Consider the following 17,721-nt stretch of genomic DNA (forward strand, 5'->3'; position numbering starts at 1 on the left):
CCTCAGTCGTCGCCGGTGACGCGCAGGATTTCTTCCAGCGTGGTCACCCCGCTGTCGACCCAACGCTGGCCGTCCTGGCGCAGCGTGCGCATGCCGGCATGCCGCGCCGCTTCGCGCAGCGCGGGCTCACCCTGCCCTTCATGGATCAGCGCACGCACGCGATCGTCCACCACGAAAAGCTCATGGATGCCGGTGCGCCCCCGATAGCCGCTGTTGGCACAGGCCGCGCAGCCCACCGCACGCCACACGGTGCGGCCTTCGCCATCCACCTCGGCACGCCTGCATTGCGTGCAGAGCCGCCGCACCAACCGCTGCGCCAGCACACCGCGCAGCGACGAGGCCAGCAGGAACGGCTCCACCCCCATGTCGGCCAGACGGGTTACCGCTGAGATAGCGTCATTGGTGTGCAGGGAGGCCAGCACGCCATGCCCGGTCAGCGACGACTGCACCGCAATCTGCGCGGTTTCCAGATCGCGGATCTCGCCAATCATGATGGTGTCCGGGTCCTGGCGCAGGATCGCGCGCAGCGCGGTGCCGAAGCTCATGCCGATACGCGCGTTGACCTGGATCTGGCCGATGCCGGCGAAGTCGTACTCCACCGGGTCTTCCACGGTGAGGATGTTGCTGGTGCTGCTGTCGAGCTGGCCCAGCGCGGCGTACAGCGAAGTGGTCTTGCCGCTGCCGGTCGGCCCGGTGACCAGCACGATGCCATGCGGCTGCCGGATCAATCCGGTGAACGTGGCCAGCGTGTCATCGGCCATGCCCAGGCGCTGCAGCTGCAGGCGGCCGGCATCCTTTTCCAGCAGTCGCAGCACGGCGCGCTCGCCATGCCCGGTCGGCACCGTGGAGACACGGATATCCAGCGGACGCCCACCCACGCGGATCGCGATGCGCCCGTCCTGCGGCAGGCGCTTCTCGGCGATGTCCAGGTGCGCCATGATCTTGATGCGCGACACCAGCGCCGCGTGCAGTGCGCGCCGCGGCTGCACCATGTCGCGCAGGGTGCCGTCCACCCGGTAGCGCACCACCGAATGGGTCTCGAACGGCTCGATGTGCAGATCGCTGGCGCCCTCGCGTGCGGCCTGTGCCAGCAGCGCGTTGATCATGCGGATCACCGGCGCATCGTCCTGTGCATCCAGCAGATCGGTGACCTCCGGCATATCCTGCATCAGCCGGTCCAGATCCACTTCACTTTCAGCAGCCCCGACCACAGCAGCGGCATCGCCGCCGTCACGGTACTGTTCACCCAGCCGCTGTTGCCAGGTCGCCGCATCCAGCGCCTGGAACGGCAGCGGGCCATGCCGGCGCCGCAGTTCGGCCACGGCCCACGCGGCAGTTTCGGCGGTGCCCAGCAGTACGGGTTCGCCGCCGGCCTCGGACAGCATCACGCCATGGCTGCGCACCCAGGCGTACGGCAGCGGCGCGGCGGCGCTCACGGCCCGATCACCAGTTCCGGCGTGTACCCCAGCCCGCGCAGTTGCTGCAGTGCCGGGTCCAGCGTCGCCGGATCGCGCGGCAGGCGCACGCGCAGGCGTTGCCCGCTCTCGCCCGGCGTGGCTTCGGCATAGGCCTGCAGGCCCAGTGCACGCACCTGCGCAACGCCCTGGCTGGCACGCGCCGGGTCCAGCCCCTGCGCGAACTGCACCAGCTGCGCATCGCCGTCGCCGGACGGATACAACGCCGCCAGGCTGCTGCTCTGCTGCGGCTGACCCTGGCCATCGCGCGCATTGCCCTGGCCGAGTACAGACAGGTCCTGCGGCGGCAGCTGCGGCGCCGACAGCGCCGGCAAGGCCCAGCTCTGTACCGGCTGCGCGCCGGCCTGTGCGTTGCGCATGTAGTCGTAGCGGTCGCGGGTCAGGCGCTGGCCGGCAGCCGGGTCACGCACCACGTGCGGGCGCAGGAACACCATCAGGTTGGTCTTGGCGCGCTTGCGCGTGTCGCTGCGGAACAAGGCGCCCAGCACCGGGATCCTGCCCAGCCCCGGAACCGCATCACGGCCATGACTGACGCTGTCTTCCAGCAGGCCACCCAGCACCATGATCTGGCCATCGTCCAGCAGCACGCTGGTATCCAGGGCGCGCTTGTTGGTGATGATGCCGGCCGTGCTGTTCGCGCTCTGCGCGTCGATGCTGCTGACTTCCTGGTAGATGTCCAGCTTCACCGTGCCGCCCTCGGAGATCTGCGGGCGCACCCGCAGCTTCAGGCCCACGTCCTCGCGCACGATTGTCTGGAACGGGTTGTTGCTGCCGCCACCACCGTCGGTCACGTAGCGGCCGCTGACAAACGGTACGGTCTGGCCGACCATGATGCTGGCCGCTTCGTTGTCCAGCGTCATCAGGTTCGGCGTGGACAGGATGTTGGCGCCACCCTTGCTCTGCAGCGCGTTGGCCAACGCCTTCATGTTGAGGATCTGGCCGACGCCGGGCAGGTTGATGGTGCCGTCGATCACACCGATCTTCAGGCCGTCCTTGGGCAGCACGTCCAGGGTGGTGCGTGCGGCGGTGTTGAGCCCGCTGCCACCGGTGGTGCCGCCGAAGTGGGTGCCGCCGAAGGTGCGGCCATTGCCCAGCATCCACTGTACGCCCAGCTCGGCCGCATCGGTCTGGTTGACCTCCACGATCAGGCTTTCCACCAGCACCTGCGCACGGCGCTGGTCAAGCTGGTCGATCACCCGGCGCAGGTTGCGGTACACAGGCTCGGGGGCCGAAATCAGCAGCGTGTTGGTGGCCACGTCCGCCTGCACCGAAATGCCGTGCTGGCTGAAGCCGGTGCTTCCGGCGTCGATCGGGTCGCGGCGGTTCGGGTCCAGCCGCTGTGATTCCAGCGCATTGCCACCGGCCTTGGCCTGCTGCGGCTGCGACGGCTGCGCCGGTGTGGAACCGTTGGCATCGCCGGGCAGTGGCGTGATGCCCTCGTTGCTGCCCATTGCCGGTGCATCGCTCTGTCCGGCCACCACGCCGCGCAGCACACCAGCGAGCTGGTTGGCCTGGGCATTGCGCAGGTAGACCACATGCAGGTTGCCGGATTCATCCTGGGCGCGGTCCAGCTTCTCCACCAGCTGCCGTGCCAGGCGGGTACGCCCGGGGCTGCTGGAACGCAGCAGCACGCTGTTGCTGCGCGGGTCGGCCATCACCACCACCTTCTGGCTGGGCTCGGCGCCCTGCGCATCCAGCAGCGGCGCGACCATTGCCGCCACGTCAACGGCAATGCCCTGCTGCAGCTTCACCACATCGGTGTCCATGCCAGCCGGCGTGTCGACGCTGGCGATCACCCGTGCGATGCGCTCCAGGTTGTCGGCATAGTCGGTGATCACCAGGGTGTTGTTGCCTGGGTTGGCAGTGATCGGATTGTCCGGGCTGATCATCGGCCGCAGCACTGCCACCAGCGCGGCCGCGTTCTCGTAGCGCAGCGCGAAGGTGCGCGTGGCGATCTCGCCCCCTGCACCGCCGCTGCCCACCCGGCCACCGAGCAGCTTGGCGTCGGCCTGCGGCACCACCCGGCTGACGCCGCCGTTCTCGACCACGGCGAAGCCGCGCATGCGTAGCGCGCCCAGCAGCAGCTGGTAGGCCTGGGTACGGCTGACCGGGCCATCGGAGACCACCGTCATCTTGCCGGTCACCCGCGGGTCGACCAGGAACTGGCGGCCGGTGAACCGTGCCGCCATGCGCAGCACGCCGCCGATATCGGTATCCACCAGGTTCAGCTGCACCGGCTCATCGCGGGTGTCCTGCGCCAGCACGGGCGGCGGCACGTGGGCCATGCCCACGATCAGCGCCAATGCAGTACTGCAGGCAAGGCTGCGCATCGCCCTCATGGATGGGCACCCGCAGTGGCCACCATCACGATGTTTCCGGAAATCCGTGCCGCCGGCATGTTCGCATCCCCTGTGCGTGTCAGTTGCAGCTGCTGCAGCTCGATGGCCGGGTCGGCCAGCAGCGGCAGCAGCCAGTTCCATAGCGCGTCGGCGGGCACCGCCTGCACCTGCAGGTGCCAGCGCCCGTCGCGCGCTTCGATATGCAGGCCGTCGGCAAGGCCGGCGGATCTGATTCCGTCCCGCAGGCTGGCCAGCGTCGGGCGCTGGCCCTGGGCCTGCTGCTGGCGCTCCCGGGCCCGCAGCAGCGGCGCCAGTGCGCGGGACTGCGCCTGCAGCCGTGGGAGTTCGGCCTGCCAGTACGCGTGCTGCTTCAGCAGGGGGTCCAGCCACAACGACCACAGGCCTGCCGCCAGCAGCGCCACCACCATCACCCACAGCATCAGCCGGTCGCGCGCTGGCAGGCGCTGCCAGCGCTGCCGGAGGCCGGCCAGTCCCTCGCCCAAGCGCAGGGTGCGGGTCGTCACTGTCCGGCTCCGCTCACCCGCAGTTGTCCATCGGAACCACGTGCCAGCTGCAGGCCCTGCGCCTGCACCGCCTGCTGCCAGCGCTCGAGCCGCTGCGGATCATCGGCCAATGCCTGGGCATCGGCGTCCAACGCCATGTCCAGCTGGCCCGGCTGGTAATGCAGGCTGTGAACCTGCCCCGCCAACTCCGGGACGGCCTGCAGCGTGCTGGCCACCTGGCGTTGCAGTGGCGGCAACGGCGGCGCCGGCAATGGCACCGCCAATGCCCGCCTTGCCTGCAGCACCGGGTCCACCACATCGGTGATCTCCGGGAAGCGTGCATTGAACTGCCGCGTCATGCCCTGTTGCAGCACCTCGCCCTCACTTCGCCACCGCGAGACCTGCAGCTGCAGGCCGAGCGCGGCCAGCAGCACCGCCGCCAACGCCAGGCCGATCGCCAGCCGGGGCGCCCGCTGGCCAGTACCAGCCAGCGGCAACGACCATGCCGGCACGGGGCCGCAGGCCTGCCGCTCATGCGCGACGGCGGTGGCGGGCAGGCTCGCCGGCCACGTCGAGGGCACGCTGTCGATCCACTGCACGGCGTGCGCGCCGGCCTGTTGCAGGCGCACTGCCAGGGCCTGCATCACTGCGGACGCGTCACGTCCGCCACACCATTGGACGAAGCCCCGATCGCGCCCGCTGCGCACAAGCAGGTGCTCGCCGCTGACCTGCAGCGTGGCCTGGCCCTCCTGCCAAGGCAGCAGCAATGGCGTGGGATACAGTGCCTGCAGCTGCAGTGCGCACGAGGCCAGCAGCTGCTGCGCCTGCAGGACTGCCTGCTGGCCGAGCCAGGCCACCGGAACCGTGCCGTCCGCCGCCTGCGCACCGTGGGCCAACGCCACCTCCTGCAGGTCGTCCAGCAGCATCGCCTCCACCTCACCCTGCAGCGCCGACTGCAGGCGGCGCCCGGACAACGGCGGCAGCTGCAGTTCCAGCAGGATCAGGTCGTGCGGATCAAGGCAGGCGCGCACCGCCGCATTCGGATGACGCAGGCCCAGCGCCGCCAGTGTGTCGCGGCCGTGTGCCAGCACCTCGCCCTTGTGCAGCTGCACCCAGTCCACTGCGCTGTCGGCGCGCAGGTGCTCCAGCGGCGGCAGGCGCACCCGTAGCTGCACGCTCATGCACCGATCCTCGTCCACACTCGCTGCACACGTGCCCCATCGTCACGGTACTCGCGCCAGAGCAACGCACGGAACTCGACCGCACTGCCGTCGGCCTGCACCTGGCCGACCGCAAGGAACCACTCGCTATGGATGCCCAAGGGAAGCATGGCCATCTGTTCGTTGCTCAGTTGCAGCCGATTGGCGATGTCGCCGCGGTTGAGCAGCCAACGGCCACCGTCGCGCTCACCGAGCAGCGCCTGCAGCCGCGCCGGCTCGACCGCAGGCGTCACTGCCTGCAGAACGCGCAGGTCGCAGGTGTTGGCGTTGACCAGGGTCTGCGCCGGCAGTACGACGGTGCGCCGCGCCAGCGCCTGCACCGCCACCGGATCGGCACCGGCCAGTGCCTGCGTGACCAGCAATTCGCGCGGTAGCGGGGCCTGCGCCTGCATGCCGCCGTCGCGCAGGCGCGCCTGGATGTGGTCCGCTGCGGATGCGCAGGCGCCCAGGCCCAGTCCCTGCCCGGCACACAACGCGATGAACGCGCGTCGCGCCTCGGGGTCCGGCCGGCCATGCGCCAGCAGGTTGCGCAGGTTGAACATCGACTGCGCGTCGACCAGCTGCAACTGCACCGGCAACGGCGCCTGCAGCGTCAGCGGACGCGCCCAGCGACCGCTGCGTACCGTGGTCAACTGCTCGCGCACATCCTCGCGCAGCTGCTGCGCCGCACGCTCCAGCGTGGCGTCGACCGCCATGCGCACCTGCGCACGCAACTGGTCGCTACGCAGCGCGCGCAGCTGCGCCGACTGCCGGGTCAGCAGCGCGGTGGCAATCACCGCCACCAGTGCCACCACCAGCAGCGCAACGATCACCGCCATGCCACGCTGGCGGGTGCACGGGACCGCACGTGTCCGGGTTGCCATCAGCGCGCCTCACAGCTGCCAGGAGCCGATATCCGCGTTCCCGGCGTCGCCACCTGGCTTGCTGTCCGCACCCAGCGAGAACACGTCGATGTCGCCATGGGTTCCGGGAATCTGGTACTGGTACGGATGGCCCCACGGATCATTCGGCAGGCGATCCAGATACGGCGTCACCGGCATCGAACCGCTGCCCTGCGGCGGCTTCACCAGTGCCTGCAGGCCCTGCTCGGCACTCGGATAGCGCCCATTGTCCAGCCTGAACAGTTTCAGCGCCTGCATCAATGCCGCGATATCCTGCCGCGCCGCGACCACGCGCGCCTGGTCAGGGCGATCCATCAGGCGCGGCACGATCAATGCGGCGAGGATGCCGATGATCACCACCACCACCATGATTTCGATCAGGCTGAACCCCTGCTGCCGAGCCCTGCGACCACGAACCTGCCTTGCCATTGTTCCGCCCTCGTCATCCTGGAAGAGACCGCTGCGCCATGGTCAGCGGTGCATGTGTCAGTACGATAAACATCCGCCGGCAATTCGCTGCGCATGTGCCTGCGCGGGCGCAGGGGCCGCCTGCGCGCGTGCCGCGTCGAACAGGTGTTGCGGCACGCTGGCCAGCGTTTCGTCGATGCAGCCGCGCACCAGCGGATGCGCGCACGCCTGCAGCAGGCGCACGCACTGCATCGGCGACCACGCGGTGCCGTGGTCGAGGCCGATGAACATCCGGTAGGCCTGGTGGTAGCGCAGGTCGTCATAGACGCGCTGCGCACTGTTGAGGTCACGCACGACCAGCAGCAGGGCCGCGCGTTGCAGCAGCCGCGCATCGCCCGCCTCAAGCGGCAGCGCGTTCATGGCCGCTTCCGGCCAGGGCCGCAGCTGCAGATCGAGCGCGCTTCGCAGCGCCGCCAGCGGATGCGCGCTGCTGTCCAGCGCCGCCCAGCGCGCCGCTTCCGCCCAGGCATCACTGGACAGCACCCATACCCAGGAATGCCCGTAACGTTGCACGTTCAAGGGCGTGTGCCGCGCCTGCTCCAGTGACTGGCTCAGGTGGCGATCCAGCTCCAGCATGCTGATCCTGCGACTGTCTGCCATCTGCGTCGCCCGCGCTCCGCGACGCGTGGTGCGTCGTACTCTGGAGAAGACGTCAGCAAGGCAGGTGAAGCGACAGCGCGAATGCAACTCTGTGCGCTGGGTGGTGCTTCATCGGCACCGTCATCGCAGCGTCATCCGCCTGCAGGCTTCGCGCAGCAGGCGCGGTGCGTCGCCGCCGCAGCGCCGGGCCAATACCGCCACGTCGCTGCGCGTGGCGAACGCAGCCAGCGCACCCGTCATCTCCACGTCATCGCACCATGACGCCATCGCAATGCGTAGCGCCGGCAGCTGCCAGCCGTCCATCACGCCGCGGGTGCCCGCCACGAACCAGTGCCACAGCCGGTGGTGCAGCACCTGCTCGTGCAACTGCGCCAGACCGTCGATGCCATGCATGCCCATCAGCAGCAGTGCGCGTGCAAGCGCCGCAGGCGGCAACGCACCGGTTTCAGCCAGCGGCAGCACCTGCTGCTGCAGGCGCAGCAGCATCGCCAGCGGGTGCGACTGCGGATCGAAGTCCAGCAGCACAGCCTGTTGCTGCCACTGTGCGTCAGACACCACGCACACCCATGGCGAGCCGTAGCGGTGCACCATCAAAGGCCGTCGCTGGGTGGTTTCCAGCAACGCCGACAGATTACGGCGCAGATCCAGCACACCGATGGTCTCGTTGCGCATCCTTGGCTTCTCCGTGCTTGCAACAGCCCCGCGCGGCGCGCGCAGCCAGCGTCTTCACCTAACCAAGGACGGCAATGCCACCCGGAAAGCGACGCAGATCCAGCGACATCGTCAGTCGCAGCTGCTCCAGCGCGGCGTCCGGATCATCGATGCGGAAGCGGCCACTGACCGGGGCACGCGCCAACGCCGATTCGCCCAGCAGTACCTTGCCGCGGCGGTATCGGTTGATCTCATCCACCACCTCGCGCAGCGGTGCGCGGCGGAATACCAGCATGCCCTCGGTCCAGGCGCCCACCTCCGAAGCCACGGCCTCGGCCACCACGCCACTGAGGCGCTCGTCGTACTGGGTCTGCTGGCCCGCCTGCAGCTGCAGGCGGCCCTGTGGGTGCTCGATGCGGGCACTGCCCTGCAGGCAGGTCACCCGTACCTGTCCATGGGTATTGCGCACGTCCAGGCGCACCGCACCTTCCTCGGCAATCACGCAGCCTGGCCCCGCGAACAAGGCCAGGCGCAGGCCAGCCTCGGTTTCGATCGCGGCCTGGCCCTGCACCAGCTCGAAGCCTTCGCCCTGCGCGTCCGCACGGCGGCGCAGGCTGCTCTGCGTATCCAGTTCGATCTTCAACTGCGGCAGGGGCGCGATCCGCAGCCGTTCGCCGGTGCCGGTGTGGAAATCGGCCGCCATGGCCGTCACCGACGGCCACAGCCCCAGCGGTGGGCGGATCGCCGCCACCACCACCAGGCTGGCTGGCGCAGCAATCGCGGCGCCCAGGAAGGCGCGCCGGCTCCAGCGCTGGGCCGGCGTCGGCGCGACCGGCTGCCGTGCTGCGGCGGGCAGCTGCTCGCCGGCCAGCCGTACCTGTTCCCATTGCCGGCGCGCCCGGCCGAACGCTTCGCGATGCTGGGGGTCGGCCTCGCACCACGCACGAAACCTGCGTGCATCAGCGGCAGTGGCTTCGCCCGAGGTCAGCCGCACCACCCACGCGTGGGCCTGACGCTCGACGGCATCCAGCGGGCGTTGCGGGCGATCGTCAGGATCCATGGGGACTCATGCCGGACCCGCACGCTGCGGGGTTCTGCTCGGCGTCAAAGTGTAGACGGATGCCGCCGCTCAGAACCGCACCTGGCGCCCCTGCCCGCTGCGCTCGGCCAGATAGTCCTGGGCCGCCTTCAGCTCACGCTGCACCAGCCGCAGCGACACGCCCAGGTGATCGGCGACATCGCGCTGCTGCAGGCCGTCGACGCGGATCGCCAGCAGGATGCGGCGACGACGCTCGGGCATGCGCTGCAGCAGGCCGACCATGTCTTCCAGCGCGAAGTCCAGCTCAGCTACCTGCGCCGGGCCCGGTGCCGGGTCGGCCATGTCCATCAGCGTATCCACCTCTTCCAGGCTCAGCAGGCGGTGGTCGGCACGTTGGCGGTCGATCACGGTGTTCATCGCCATGCGCAGCAGGTAGGCCGCGGGATTCTGCACGGCATCCAGACGGTCACGGCGCGCACTCAGGCGCATCCAGGTGTCCTGCAGCGCGTCGCCGGCCAGCTCTTCCGAGCCCAGCTTGCGCACCAAGCGGCGCTTCAGCTCGTCGTAGGCCCCCAGAAGGTGGTCCATCAGGTCAACTGCCCCAGCCGTACCGTTGCTCATGTTCGGATCCTTGAAGTCATGGAAGGGGCGCGCGCCGGCCACAGTCGTGGTCGGTGCCGGAAGGACGGATCTGCAGCGTCACCGGCTGCGGCAGCGCAGCGGCATCGGGCGCCAGCACCAGGCCCTGCAGCGCCTGCAGCAGGCGCGCATCGCGGCGGGCACTGCCACTACCGGACAGCAGTTCGGGCTGCTGCACCTGGCCCTCGGCGTCGACGCGGAAGCGCAGGGTTGCGGCATAGCGGCCGGGCGCGATCTCAGGGTCGTCACAGAACGCCGCGCGCAGGCGCTGCTGCAGGCCGCCATAGCGGCGGCGACGTTCGGCCTCGGGAAGATCGACGCCAACACCGGGTTCGGCGGCCGAGGACGTTCCCCGGCGCAGCACCACGCGCTGCTCGCCGATCACCTCGGCTTCGATGCCGGTGTCCTGCAGCAGCATCTGCAACGCAGGCAGCGGCATCAGGCTGGCGCGCAGCGCATGGCTGCTGCGGCCCGCGGCGAGGTCGCCCGGGTACATCACCGACCACCCGCTGATGACACTGAAGCGCTCGACCGCCTGTTCCAGCGGCTGCGCAGGGATATCGTAGGCATGAACACCGTCCTGCGCGGCAGCGGCAGAGGACAGCAGCAGCCATGCGGCGATGGCCACCTTCCAAGTTCTGACCGCATGGTGTCCATTCAGCCCCCTGACGTAGAACACATGACCCTCGGCAGCGACAGCAGCTGCAGTGGACGCGCCCACGACCGGAACCCGGCCCGCGCGCGACCAGCAAGCGGGCTCAAACCGTACCGGGGTCACATGTCATTGCGATGACCGCCGCCCACGGCTGGCGGCGCGACTGGCGCCATGAAGCCAGTCACGCATCGGGCATCAATGAATCGAACAGACCACGTCACGCCTGGGGTCAGAGCCCGTTGCGCAGCAACGGGATCCGACCCCGTGCCGACCCAATCGTGTCGACCAAGGTCGACACCCACCAAGAGCAGCTCATGCCCCCTGCAACCGGACCTACCCCGCCGTCCCACGGAATGCACGCTGTTGCTCCGGCCGTTGCCTCTGCGGGTGCCGGGTGCAACCCGGCCACAGCCCCCATCCCTCAAAGCGGCAACTGGGTCGTCTGCTTGATCCGCTGCATCGGGATCTCGGTCTTGGTGTTCTGCACCCCGGCAATCCGGTTCAGGTGCTGCATCTGGAACTGCCGATAGGCATCCAGATCCGCCACCGCCACCCGCAGCAGGAAATCGCAGTCCCCCGCCATCAGATGGCATTCAAGTACTTCCGGGAAAGACTTGATGCTGTTGATGAAGTGATTGGTCGTGTCCTCGTCCTGCCCGCGCAGCCACACCCGCACGAACACCGTGAAGCCACGTCCCACCTTGGCCTCATTCAGCAGGGCAACATAGCGGTCGATGTAGCCGCCCTCCTCCAGCAGCCGCACCCGCCGCAGGCAGGCCGAGGGCGAAAGGCCGACCTGCCGGGCAAGCTCCAGATTCTGCAGGCGGCCGTCGCGCTGCAGGGCGTCGAGGATGCGCCGATCAAGGTTGTCGAGCTGGTACTGCATAGGATTTCACCGTTGGCGACATTGGCCGCATGGAATCTCAATATTCTCGAATCGAGTGGCATCAACGCAACCCGATTTCGCGATCGGACCGATAGCATGGGCCACCCCCACCATGTTGTGCCGTTCCATGGACGCCCGTACCACCCTCCCCCTGCCCGACACCTGCGATACCGCCCCGCGTGCCGAATTCCTGCGCGGCCTGCGCGCCGCCGTGCCGGTGATGATCGGCTTCATTCCCTTTGCCCTGGTGCTCGGCGCCCAGGCCGCCCAGAAAGGCCTCAGCGCCCTGGAAGTGCCGCTGATGACCGGCCTCAACTTCGCCGGCGGCTCGGAGTTCGCCGCCGTCGAACTGTGGACCTCGCCGCCGCACATCGCGCTGATCGTCGCGATCACCGCGCTGGTCAACAGCCGCCACCTGCTGATGGGCGCCAGCCTGGCCCCGCTGCTGCAGCACCTGCCGCGCCGCCGCGTGCTGCCGGCGCTGTTCTTCATGTGCGACGAGAGCTGGGCGATGGGCGTGGCCGATGCACGGCGCCGTGCGCTCGGCTTCAGCCTGGCCTATTACCTGGGCGTGTCGGCAGGCCTGTACACGGTCTGGGTCGCCTGCACCGCGCTGGGCGCGATCGTTGGGCCAATGCTGGGCGACATCCACGCTTATGGTTTCGACATGGCCTTCCCCGCCGTGTTCCTGGTGCTGCTGCGTGGCATGTGGCAGGGCATGAAGGCCGCGCGGCCTTGGCTGGTCAGCCTGGTGGTGGCCGCTGCCACCTACCTGCTGGTGCCGGGTGCGTGGTACGTGGCCAGCGGCGCACTGGCGGGCCTGGCCGCGGCCTGGCTGCTGGCGGAGGACGCAGCATGATCTTCAACGGCCTGATCCACTGGACCTCGGTGCTGACCATCGTGCTGATGGCCGCCGCCACCTACCTGACCCGCATCGTCGGCTTCCTCGCCCTGCGCAACCGCACGCTGAGCAAGCGCGCGGTAACGGTGATGGAAGCCGCGCCGGGCTGCGTGCTGATCTCGGTGATCGCGCCCGACTTCGTCGCCGACAAGCCCGCCGACCTGGCCGCGCTGGCGATCACCCTGCTGGCCGCCACACGGTTGTCGATGCTGCCGACCGTGCTGATCGGCGTGGTCTCGGCCGGCGTGCTGCGCTATCTGATGGGCTGATGCGCCCGCGAGTTCCCCACGTGGTGTGAGTGTAGGCGCAAGTGTCGCCATTGGCGCGACCTGCGCATGTGTCTGGCGCGTCGAATGAGGCCCGGAGCCAGCTACCAGAGGTCCTTGAAACACTTCCGATTGCCTGATCGAGCCTGAGCCGGTACGGATCGACTGCCGAATCAGCAGGTTGAGCTGATCGGTCAATCGACGTCCAACGTGGAGATTACCAATGAGCAATCTGCGAGTTGTCGTGGCAGCTGTCGGTATCACCCTCGTCTCTGCTGGCTGCGGGCCGATGGAGTGGCAGTTGAGCGCATCGTGCGAAGAAACCAAGAAGTGCCGGATAGAAGGCAGGATTGGAGGCAAGATCGGCGTAGGCGAAAGCGATGGCCTACCTTGGTTCGAGCGAGTTCTGCTGGCGTCGACATCAGAAGTACCAGATGCCGCGCAGTTCGAAATCGACGTCTCGGGTTCATCCATAGCCTTCCCAGCCAATGGATTCGTAACCCTGCTGTTGTTTGATGCCCGGCAAGGAGCCACCATCGCCGCCAAGCAGTTCCAATGGCATCGAACAGGAACCGTCCTCCGGCTTGTCGATCCGGATGATGCGAACGCCTGGGCCGCATCTGCGTCCGGTCCAGCGACCGAGTTGAGGTACGACCTCGCAACATTCGATGTAGGTGCAGCCCCTGGACCAAACACCATCGCGGCGGCCTCTCGATACGGCGGAGCCACCAAGGCGGCCTCAGTCTCGGACTTTCAAGTCTGTACGAAATATCCATCGCCGTATCAATGCGGGCTGACCCCCTGATGCAGCGCCGCCAGTCCAGGCGTACCCAACCAGACCCCGCCCTCGGGCACTATGCTGGGCTGGCGGCAATCCTTCTGGCCACAAGTGCGTGCCAATCCCTCCAGCTGCCTCCCCGGAACCTGGTCAGTCCCGATGGAGGGTATGCCACCCTGCTGCGAGGCCCTTTCTCGCATCTGAAGATCAGCACAGTATCGGTGCTACCCGGCCCGGAAAGCTCGGAGTATCCCAATCGATCCATCGAGTGCAGGAGGTCATCCGTCGCAAGTCGAGTCCTCTGGGCAGATCGAGCGCTTTCAGCCATGCAGGCGTCGCGGCTCTGCGAGGCCGCCGCACGATCCGCTGAATTGCCGCTCCAGGCCAATGGGCAGGAACGGACACCAATGCGCTATCAGCTCACGATCGTAAGTGACGGAGGCGGCATCTGGCGACAGCTGCCAGGACCAGAGCCGCAGGGCCAGATGGTCAGTTTCTGGTTTCCCTCCGGCCCCGACACCGACTCACTGCGCAGGCACGTGATCGCCACCACCGCCCATGAGTTCCAGCATATCGCCACCGCATTGTCAGGGCAGCCGCGGCGCGGCCGGCAGCGGGAACCAGACGCCTATCTGGCAGGCGCATGTGCCCAGCTAGTGATCGAAGGCGCCCTTGCACGTGCGGATCTGCCTGGCGGACATGATCCGCGAGCTGATCCGTTCCTGCCATCCGCAGCCAGGCGCTCCGCGCATGCGGGCAGTACGACCGGGGCAGCACTGCTGCGGTTCTTCGGTGGCGCAGACATCTTGCACATCAATGAGGGAGGTCGCCCCCTCGTGCAGCATTGCCACGAGACGATCGGCTTTCCCCAGCAGAAGTGAACGCCCCCTGCGACACCTGGTCGCAGTCGATCCCGCCACCTACTTGACCAATGTCAAACCGCCCGCCACCGCGCGGGCGTATCTCTATGCAGGAACCCAATACGCCGGCGTTACCGGCATCCAAAGGACCTGCGATGAGCTACACCCCCGACAACGCCCAGCTGCTGAATGCCATGCAGAACGTCATGGTGATCTCCACCACCGACCTGCAGGGCAACATCACCTACGCCAACGACCTGTTCTGCACGCTCACCGGCTTCGCGCGCGAGGAACTGATCGGCCAGCCGCACAGCATCGTGCGCCACCCGGATGTGCCCAAGGCCGTCTACAAGGACATGTGGGACACCATCAAGGCCGGCAAGACCTGGACCGGCATCGTGCCCAACCTCGGCAAGGGCGGCGTGCTCTACGTGGTCGACACCACCGTGCAGCCGCTGTTCGACGCCAACGGCAACATCACCTCGTACATCAGCATCCGCCGCGTGGTGAACGACCTGATGCAGAACTACGACCTGGTCGAGTTCAGCAAGGAAAAGTTCGACGACTTCTACGAGGCCGCGTGAACGCCCTCCCGACCAGTACGCCCTTCAGCCGCCTGCTGGTGGGTTTCGCGTCCGAGTCGGGCAATGCCCGCGCCCTGGCCCAGCGCCTGGGCGCGGACCTGCAGCCGCACGCGCCGCAGGTGCTCCCCTTCAATGACATCGACGTGGCCAGCCTCGGCCAGGGCGATGTGCTGCTGGCGATTTCCAGCTCGTTTGGCGATGGCGAACCGCCGGCCAACGGCGAGCAGTTCTTCGAAACACTGCGCCAGACCCCGACGCTGAGCGGCCTGCGCTATGCGGTGTTCGGCCTTGGTGACACCGGCTACCCCAGCTTCTGTGGCTTCACCAAGGCGCTGGATGCGGCGCTGAGCGAGCGCCAGGCGCAGCCGCTGCTGCACCGCGTGGATGCCGACCTGGGCTACGAGCAGTTCTTCCAGCAATGGCAGCCGGTCCTCGGCCAGGTGCTGGATGGCGACCTCAGTGCTGGCCAGGACCTGCGCCTGCAGGTCACCGCCTATGGCGAAGACAACGCCTTTGCCGCCCCCATTCTCGAACGCCGCCGCTTGAACAGCAGCGACCCGGCCGCCTGGCACCTGCAGCTGGACATTGCCGGCAGTGGCATGGCCTACCGCGCGGGCGACACCCTGCACGTGGTACCCGAGAACGACCCTGCCCTGCTGCAGGCATTGGCCACCTGGTACGGCGACACCGCCGCCGTGGCCGCCCTGCATGACCGCGAGCTGCGCCTGCTGAGCAAGGGCGTGCTGCGCGAACTGGCCAAGCTCGGCGGCAGCGAGGTGCTGAAGGGCCTGTTGAAGGTCAGCCAGAAGCGCGAGCTCGAAGCCTACCTGCACGGGCTGGACGTGCTGGACGTGCTGCAGGACCACGCCACGCCGGACAGCGTGCCGCTGGCCCGGCTGCGCGAACTACTGTCACCGCGACTGCCGCGCGCCTATTCGATCGCCTCGCACCCCTGCAACGACCAGCTCAGCCTGTGCGTGCGCGAAGTACGCTACACCCTGCGCGGTCGCGAGCGCTTCGGCACTGCCACCGGCAGCCTGCTGCACGGCGGCGACCACGCCCGTGTGTACTGCCGCTCCAATCCCGGCTTCCATCTGCCAGATACCGGCGAAGCTCCCCTTCTGCTGGTCGGCACCGGCACCGGCATCGCGCCGCTGATGGGCCTGATGCAGGAGCTGCAGGCCACCGCCTGCCAACGCGAAGTGCACCTGGTGTTCGGCGAGAAGCACAGCCAGCACGACTACCTGTATCGCGACCAGCTGCAGGACTGGCACACGCGTGGTGTGCTGGCCGGCCTGCATACCGCGTTCTCGCGCGATGGCGCCGAAAAGGTCTATGTGCAGCATGTGCTGCAGCAGCGCGGCGATGAAGTGCGCGATGTGCTGGCCCGCGGCGGGCATCTTTACCTGTGCGGCAACAAGAGCCACCTGGAAGGCGCGGTGCGCGAGGCCATCGATGCCATCAGTGGCGAAGGGCACTGGGACGCGCTGCGAGGTGAAGGCCGCACGCACTGCGAGTTGTACTGATCCATTCCACTGGACCGCACGAACCCTGGATCAGTAGAGCCGGCAGCTGGCCGGCTGCCCCGGATTCCACGGTTGCCGGCCAGCGGCCGGCACTACCATCACGGATCAACCGCCGACGATGCGGCCGTCCACCATGCGCGCCACCTGCTGGCCGAACATCGCCACATCCTGCGGATCGTGGCTGATCAACAGCAGCGGGATGCCGGTGGTGTCCAGCACGGTCTCCAGCTCCTGGCGCAGGTGCTGGCGCAAGTCATGGTCCAGCGCGGAGAACGGCTCATCCAGCAGCAGCGCCTGCGGCTGCGTCACCAGGGCACGCGCCAGGGCGGTACGCTGACGCTGTCCCCCGGAGACCTGCGAGGGCAGCAGATCGCCCACGGTGTCGATACGGAATGCATGCAACCACTGCTCCACCGCCTCGAAGCGCTGGCCGGCGCGCGGATTGAGCCAGCCCTTCTCCAGCCCAAACGCCACGTTCTGGCGCACGCTCAGGTGCGGGAACAACGCATAGTCCTGGAACACATAGCCCAGCCGCCGACGCTGCGGCGGCAGGTCCACGCCTGCCGCCCCGTCAAACAACGTCTGCCCCTGCAGGCGCACATGGCCCTGGCCTGGCCTCAGCAACCCGGCCACTGCCTTCAGGGTCAGGCTCTTGCCCGCGCCGGAGGGTCCGAACAGCACCACCTGCCGCTGCGTGCACTGCAACGCCACGTCCAGCACGAAACTCTGGCCGGCCGCCTGCAGTCGGCGCTGTACCTGCAGGTCAAGCCACATCACGCAGCTCCCGGCGACGCCTGCCCACCAGCCGCGCGGCCAGCAGCAGGATCACGATGCACACCACCGAGGTCAGGATCACCAGCGCATTGGCCTTGCCGTCCTGACCGGCCTGCACCGCTTCGTAGATGGCGATCGACAGCGTCTGCGTGCGGCCCGGAATGCTGCCGGCCACCATCAGCGTGGCGCCGAACTCGCCCATCGCGCGTGCAAACGCCAGCAACAGGCCGGCGAGGATGCCGCGCCAGGCCAGTGGCAACGTGATGCGGAAGAACACCGCCGCTTCGGACACACCGAGCGTGCGTGCGGCCTGCTCCAGCTGACCGTCCACTTCCTCGAACGCCGCGCGCGCCGGTTTGAACACCAGCGGCAGCGAAGCCACCGCCGCAGCAATCACCGCCGCCTGCCAGGTGAACACCAGGTTGATGCCGAACCACGACTGCAGCCATGCACCGATCGGTCCGTTGCGGCCGATCAGCACCAGCAGGTAATAACCCAGCACGGTCGGCGGCAGCACCATCGGCAGGGTCAACACCGAATCCAGCAGCTCGCGACCGGGAAAGCGACGGCGCGCCAGCAGCGCGCCCAGACCAACGCCCAGCACCAGATTGATCGCAGTGGCCCAGCCGGCCACCTTCAGCGACAACCCCAGTGCGCTCCAGTCGAGATCCATGCC

General features: G+C 68.1%; 20 protein-coding genes. 6 read left to right on the forward strand and 14 right to left on the reverse strand.

The annotated features are described in order from the left end of the window. Positions 1-2: 2 nt before the first annotated feature. The 12 genes from gspE to V3B46_RS01160 all read right to left on the reverse strand — a co-directional run bounded on the left by gspE (position 3) and on the right by V3B46_RS01160 (position 11,356). Positions 3-1,436 carry a type II secretion system ATPase GspE gene (gene gspE, locus V3B46_RS01105; protein WP_329890897.1) on the reverse strand — a complete coding sequence of 478 codons (1,434 nt, stop codon included), beginning with the start codon at positions 1,434-1,436 and terminating at the stop codon, positions 3-5. Then, the gene (gspD, locus tag V3B46_RS01110; protein ID WP_329890898.1) at positions 1,433-3,814 is read right to left on the reverse strand and encodes a type II secretion system secretin GspD; all 2,382 of its coding nucleotides are present in this window, start codon (positions 3,812-3,814) and stop codon (positions 1,433-1,435) included. Before gspD ends, gspE begins: the two co-directional genes overlap by 4 nt. After that, positions 3,811-4,338: a type II secretion system protein M gene (locus tag V3B46_RS01115; protein ID WP_100472781.1), complete on the reverse strand. Its 528-nt coding sequence runs from the start codon at positions 4,336-4,338 to the stop codon at positions 3,811-3,813. The genes gspD and V3B46_RS01115 overlap by 4 nt, the downstream gene beginning before the upstream one ends. Next, entirely contained in the window at positions 4,335-5,498 is a 1,164-nt protein-coding gene (gene gspL, locus V3B46_RS01120; protein ID WP_329890899.1) for a type II secretion system protein GspL, read from the reverse strand. Before gspL ends, V3B46_RS01115 begins: the two co-directional genes overlap by 4 nt. After that, positions 5,495-6,400 (reverse strand): type II secretion system minor pseudopilin GspK, encoded by a 906-nt coding sequence (gene gspK, locus V3B46_RS01125; protein WP_329890900.1) that lies wholly within the window; start codon positions 6,398-6,400, stop codon positions 5,495-5,497. The genes gspL and gspK overlap by 4 nt, the downstream gene beginning before the upstream one ends. A 9-nt stretch (positions 6,401-6,409) precedes the next feature. Then, entirely contained in the window at positions 6,410-6,847 is a 438-nt protein-coding gene (gspG, locus tag V3B46_RS01130; protein WP_262082408.1) for a type II secretion system major pseudopilin GspG, read from the reverse strand. Positions 6,848-6,904: 57 nt separating this feature from the next. After that, positions 6,905-7,462 (reverse strand): hypothetical protein, encoded by a 558-nt coding sequence (locus tag V3B46_RS01135; protein WP_238381579.1) that lies wholly within the window; start codon positions 7,460-7,462, stop codon positions 6,905-6,907. Positions 7,463-7,606: 144 nt separating this feature from the next. Beyond that, positions 7,607-8,158: a hypothetical protein gene (locus tag V3B46_RS01140; protein WP_262082407.1), complete on the reverse strand. Its 552-nt coding sequence runs from the start codon at positions 8,156-8,158 to the stop codon at positions 7,607-7,609. Positions 8,159-8,216: 58 nt separating this feature from the next. Continuing rightward, entirely contained in the window at positions 8,217-9,197 is a 981-nt protein-coding gene (locus tag V3B46_RS01145) for a FecR family protein (protein WP_329890901.1), read from the reverse strand. A 69-nt stretch (positions 9,198-9,266) separates the two neighbouring features. Then, a complete protein-coding gene (locus V3B46_RS01150) occupies positions 9,267-9,797 on the reverse strand; it encodes an RNA polymerase sigma factor (RefSeq protein WP_094001013.1) in 531 nt (176 codons plus the stop codon). Positions 9,798-9,813: 16 nt separating this feature from the next. Then, on the reverse strand, positions 9,814-10,494 hold the full coding sequence (locus V3B46_RS01155) for a TonB C-terminal domain-containing protein (protein WP_100472802.1): 681 nt from the start codon (positions 10,492-10,494) through the stop codon (positions 9,814-9,816). Between the two features lie 397 nt (positions 10,495-10,891). Continuing rightward, a complete protein-coding gene (locus V3B46_RS01160; RefSeq protein WP_005409896.1) occupies positions 10,892-11,356 on the reverse strand; it encodes an Lrp/AsnC family transcriptional regulator in 465 nt (154 codons plus the stop codon). A gap of 127 nt (positions 11,357-11,483) precedes the next feature. On the opposite strand from V3B46_RS01160, the gene V3B46_RS01165 reads away from it, so the two are divergent. The 6 genes from V3B46_RS01165 (at position 11,484) to V3B46_RS01190 (ending at position 16,271) form a co-directional block, all read left to right on the forward strand. Beyond that, positions 11,484-12,215: an AzlC family ABC transporter permease gene (locus tag V3B46_RS01165; protein ID WP_014037422.1), complete on the forward strand. Its 732-nt coding sequence runs from the start codon at positions 11,484-11,486 to the stop codon at positions 12,213-12,215. Beyond that, positions 12,212-12,526 carry an AzlD family protein gene (locus V3B46_RS01170; RefSeq protein WP_005409898.1) on the forward strand — a complete coding sequence of 105 codons (315 nt, stop codon included), beginning with the start codon at positions 12,212-12,214 and terminating at the stop codon, positions 12,524-12,526. Before V3B46_RS01165 ends, V3B46_RS01170 begins: the two co-directional genes overlap by 4 nt. A 220-nt stretch (positions 12,527-12,746) precedes the next feature. Continuing rightward, positions 12,747-13,328, forward strand: a complete 582-nt coding sequence (locus tag V3B46_RS01175) for a hypothetical protein (RefSeq protein ID WP_157804620.1) — start codon at positions 12,747-12,749, stop codon at positions 13,326-13,328. 380 nt (positions 13,329-13,708) lie between these two features. Beyond that, positions 13,709-14,182: a hypothetical protein gene (locus V3B46_RS01180; protein WP_329890902.1), complete on the forward strand. Its 474-nt coding sequence runs from the start codon at positions 13,709-13,711 to the stop codon at positions 14,180-14,182. A 134-nt stretch (positions 14,183-14,316) separates the two neighbouring features. Continuing rightward, a complete protein-coding gene (locus V3B46_RS01185) occupies positions 14,317-14,745 on the forward strand; it encodes a PAS domain-containing protein (RefSeq protein WP_106548655.1) in 429 nt (142 codons plus the stop codon). Then, the gene (locus V3B46_RS01190) at positions 14,742-16,271 is read left to right on the forward strand and encodes a diflavin oxidoreductase (RefSeq protein WP_329890903.1); all 1,530 of its coding nucleotides are present in this window, start codon (positions 14,742-14,744) and stop codon (positions 16,269-16,271) included. The genes V3B46_RS01185 and V3B46_RS01190 overlap by 4 nt, the downstream gene beginning before the upstream one ends. Before the next feature lie 105 nt (positions 16,272-16,376). Here V3B46_RS01190 and V3B46_RS01195 read toward each other — a convergent pair whose 3' ends face one another. Both V3B46_RS01195 and modB read right to left on the reverse strand, forming a co-directional pair. Next, positions 16,377-17,045 (reverse strand): sulfate/molybdate ABC transporter ATP-binding protein, encoded by a 669-nt coding sequence (locus V3B46_RS01195; protein ID WP_100472814.1) that lies wholly within the window; start codon positions 17,043-17,045, stop codon positions 16,377-16,379. Beyond that, on the reverse strand, positions 17,035-17,718 hold the full coding sequence (gene modB, locus V3B46_RS01200) for a molybdate ABC transporter permease subunit (RefSeq protein WP_201116384.1): 684 nt from the start codon (positions 17,716-17,718) through the stop codon (positions 17,035-17,037). The genes V3B46_RS01195 and modB overlap by 11 nt, the downstream gene beginning before the upstream one ends. Positions 17,719-17,721: the final 3 nt, after the last annotated feature.

Origin of the sequence: Stenotrophomonas sp. SMYL11, from assembly GCF_036320005.1 — a bacterium.
Lineage (GTDB): Bacteria > Pseudomonadota > Gammaproteobacteria > Xanthomonadales > Xanthomonadaceae > Stenotrophomonas > Stenotrophomonas maltophilia_A.

Excerpts from the sequence above, each read along its gene's own strand:
- V3B46_RS01175 (WP_157804620.1), top strand. The coding sequence starts at position 12,747 with ATGAGCAATCTGCGAGTTGTCGTGGCAGCTGTCGGTATCACCCTCGTC.
- gspG (WP_262082408.1), bottom strand. The coding sequence starts at position 6,847 with ATGGCAAGGCAGGTTCGTGGTCGCAGGGCTCGGCAGCAGGGGTTCAGC.
- V3B46_RS01160 (WP_005409896.1), bottom strand. The coding sequence starts at position 11,356 with ATGCAGTACCAGCTCGACAACCTTGATCGGCGCATCCTCGACGCCCTG.
- gspK (WP_329890900.1), bottom strand. The coding sequence starts at position 6,400 with ATGGCAACCCGGACACGTGCGGTCCCGTGCACCCGCCAGCGTGGCATG.
- V3B46_RS01165 (WP_014037422.1), top strand. The coding sequence starts at position 11,484 with ATGGACGCCCGTACCACCCTCCCCCTGCCCGACACCTGCGATACCGCC.
- V3B46_RS01135 (WP_238381579.1), bottom strand. The coding sequence starts at position 7,462 with ATGCTGGAGCTGGATCGCCACCTGAGCCAGTCACTGGAGCAGGCGCGG.
- V3B46_RS01185 (WP_106548655.1), top strand. The coding sequence starts at position 14,317 with ATGAGCTACACCCCCGACAACGCCCAGCTGCTGAATGCCATGCAGAAC.
- V3B46_RS01150 (WP_094001013.1), bottom strand. The coding sequence starts at position 9,797 with ATGAGCAACGGTACGGCTGGGGCAGTTGACCTGATGGACCACCTTCTG.
- gspD (WP_329890898.1), bottom strand. The coding sequence starts at position 3,814 with ATGAGGGCGATGCGCAGCCTTGCCTGCAGTACTGCATTGGCGCTGATC.
- gspL (WP_329890899.1), bottom strand. The coding sequence starts at position 5,498 with ATGAGCGTGCAGCTACGGGTGCGCCTGCCGCCGCTGGAGCACCTGCGC.
- V3B46_RS01170 (WP_005409898.1), top strand. The coding sequence starts at position 12,212 with ATGATCTTCAACGGCCTGATCCACTGGACCTCGGTGCTGACCATCGTG.
- V3B46_RS01180 (WP_329890902.1), top strand. The coding sequence starts at position 13,709 with ATGCGCTATCAGCTCACGATCGTAAGTGACGGAGGCGGCATCTGGCGA.
- modB (WP_201116384.1), bottom strand. The coding sequence starts at position 17,718 with ATGGATCTCGACTGGAGCGCACTGGGGTTGTCGCTGAAGGTGGCCGGC.
- V3B46_RS01140 (WP_262082407.1), bottom strand. The coding sequence starts at position 8,158 with ATGCGCAACGAGACCATCGGTGTGCTGGATCTGCGCCGTAATCTGTCG.
- V3B46_RS01195 (WP_100472814.1), bottom strand. The coding sequence starts at position 17,045 with ATGTGGCTTGACCTGCAGGTACAGCGCCGACTGCAGGCGGCCGGCCAG.
- V3B46_RS01145 (WP_329890901.1), bottom strand. The coding sequence starts at position 9,197 with ATGGATCCTGACGATCGCCCGCAACGCCCGCTGGATGCCGTCGAGCGT.